Annotated in this window: 1 protein-coding gene; it reads left to right on the forward strand. The window is 58.7% G+C overall.

Annotation, left to right across the window (positions count from 1 at the left end; genetic code table 11):
- Nucleotides 1-537 precede the first annotated feature (537 nt).
- Nucleotides 538-2301 carry a reverse transcriptase/maturase family protein gene (locus tag JS756_RS35575; RefSeq protein WP_205387407.1) on the forward strand — a complete coding sequence of 588 codons (1764 nt, stop codon included), beginning with the start codon at nt 538-540 and terminating at the stop codon, nt 2299-2301.
- The last annotated feature ends 107 nt before the right edge of the window (nt 2302-2408 follow it).

Below are 2408 nucleotides of genomic sequence, written 5' to 3' on the forward strand. Positions count from 1 at the left end.
TCGCTGCGCCACGAAAGCGCCTTGTCATATCCCCGGTTAAGCCGGGAGGAAGTCGGAGGGAGGTTCCTGGGTCTGATGGCTAACCTGAATCCGAAAGGTGCAGGGAACAATAGCATGCCAGAAAAGCAACGCTCGTGTTCAGGCGTATGAAGCGAGGCGTTGCGGGACCCGTGCGATACGGATAAAGCTCGACTGCCTAGACCTCAATCTCCAGAAGGTGCAAGTGCACGCCCACCGGAAATAACGCCTGACACCGGTGCCACAACCTGTATCGGCATCACGAGGTGGCCGATGCAACCTCCGGGATGTGGAGCGATGCCCAGCGAGGGTATTCAAGGAGATGAATGAGGATCCTAAGTCGCACTATTACGTATGACAGGGACGAACGTGGGATCACCTAAGGGGCGCGAGTCCTAAGGTGACAGAGGCCCCGTAGTAATCGTAGGAGTAGCGCCCTACCAAGGAGGACGGGAAGTCCGTCCGCAGGGTGAAGGGGGCCAGGTGATCGGATACTCGAAGGCTGGGAGGTATGCGAAATTGCAGAGCGCCGAAACAGTGCTGGGTGTCCTCCGTGAACGCGGTAGGCGTGGCCTGCCGTGCAATGAACTGTACCGGCAACTGTTCAACCCGCATATGTATTTGATGGCCTACGGGCGCCTGTACTCCAACCATGGAGCCATGACGCCTGGGGTCGATGGAGAAACTGCGGATGGTATGTCAATGGCTAAGATCGAGCGCGTCATTGACGCGGTGCGCCACGAGCGCTTCCGGTTCAAGCCTGCCAAGCGCATCTACATCCCGAAAAAGAACGGGAAACAGAGGCCGCTTGGTCTGCCTTCGTGGTCGGATAAGCTCGTTGGCGAAGTGATCCGCCTCTTGCTTGAGGCATATTATGAGCCGCGACACTCCGACCGCTCACACGGTTTCCGTCCGGGCAAGGGATGCCACACCGCACTCAGCGAAGTGGCGGACCTGTGGACTGGCACGACTTGGTTTATCGAGGGTGATATCTCGGACTGTTTCGGGAGCTTCGATCATGAGGTCATGCTCTCGACGCTGGCCGAGAAAATCCACGATAACCGGTTCCTCCGGCTGATCAAACAGATGCTGCAAGCCGGATACCTGGAGGATTGGGTGTGGAATGCAACGCTGAGTGGAGCTCCACAAGGCGGTGTGGTTTCACCCGTCCTCTCCAATATTTACTTGGACCGGTTGGACAAATTCATCGAAACAGTTCTGATACCGCAGTACACCCGAGGAGCAAGCAGGGCACCCAACCCTGAATATGCAAGGGTGCGAATGGCGGCGGTGCGCGCTCGGAAACGCGGTTTCACGACCGCAGCACGCGAGCTGCGTAAACAATTGCGGGGCACGCCCAGCAAGGATCCACAGGATCCGGGCTACAGGCGGCTTCGCTACTGCCGTTACGCCGACGACACCCTTCTCGGGTTCGCCGGTCCGAAGGCCGAAGCCGAGCAAATAAAACAGCGTCTGGCACAGTTCCTGCGAGACGACCTCAAGTTGGAACTGAATCCAGACAAGACACTGATCACGCATGCCCGTACCGAGGCAGCGTCCTTCCTCGGCTATGAGATCACTGTCCAGCACAGCGCGACCCGTCCGTCCGTGAACGGCAGTGTTGCCCTGCGCGTCCCACGGGAAGTGATCAAAGCCAAGTGTGCCCCTTACTTGAAGCACGGAAAACCCGAGCGCCGAACCGAGCTGTTGAACCGTGACGACCTCACGATCGTCAGCACATACGGAGCGGAATACAGGGGTCTCATCCAGTACTATCTGCTGGCCGGCGATGTCTGGAGGCTGAGCCGGTTCAAATGGGTCGCACAGACCTCGATGCTCAAGACGCTGGCTGCCAAGCATCGTTCGACGGTGTCGGCGATGGCCCGTAAGTACAGGGCCAAGATCTCGACACCAGATGGACCCCGGACGTGCTACGAGGCCAGTGTCCAACGAGCAGGCAAGAAAACACTGGTCGGAAGATTCGGCGAAATCCAGCTGAAACGGCAGAAGAAGGCGGTTCTGCAAGACCGCCCGGTAGTCCGACCCATTGCCCGAAAAGAGCTGATCACACGGCTCCGCCTGGGTAGATGTGAACTATGCGAGCAACAGGGCCAGGTGGAGGTCCATCAGGTTCGTAAACTCGCTGACCTCACCGGGGATGGACGACCACAGCCCCCTTGGGTGCAACACATGGCCAAGAAACGGAGAAAGACCCTCGTGGTCTGCACCCGATGCCACGAAGCCATCCATGAAGGGCAACCAACCGCGCTATTAACGGAGTAGTCACTGGAGAGCTACGTGCACCGAAAGGTGCCCGCGTGGTTCGGACCGGGGGCCGCTGGAAAAGGACCGTGGAAACGCGACACCTCGCCAGCGGCCTACCGGTGTTG

The sequence above is a fragment of the Streptomyces actuosus genome (assembly GCF_016921115.1).
Taxonomy (GTDB): domain Bacteria; phylum Actinomycetota; class Actinomycetes; order Streptomycetales; family Streptomycetaceae; genus Streptomyces; species Streptomyces actuosus_A.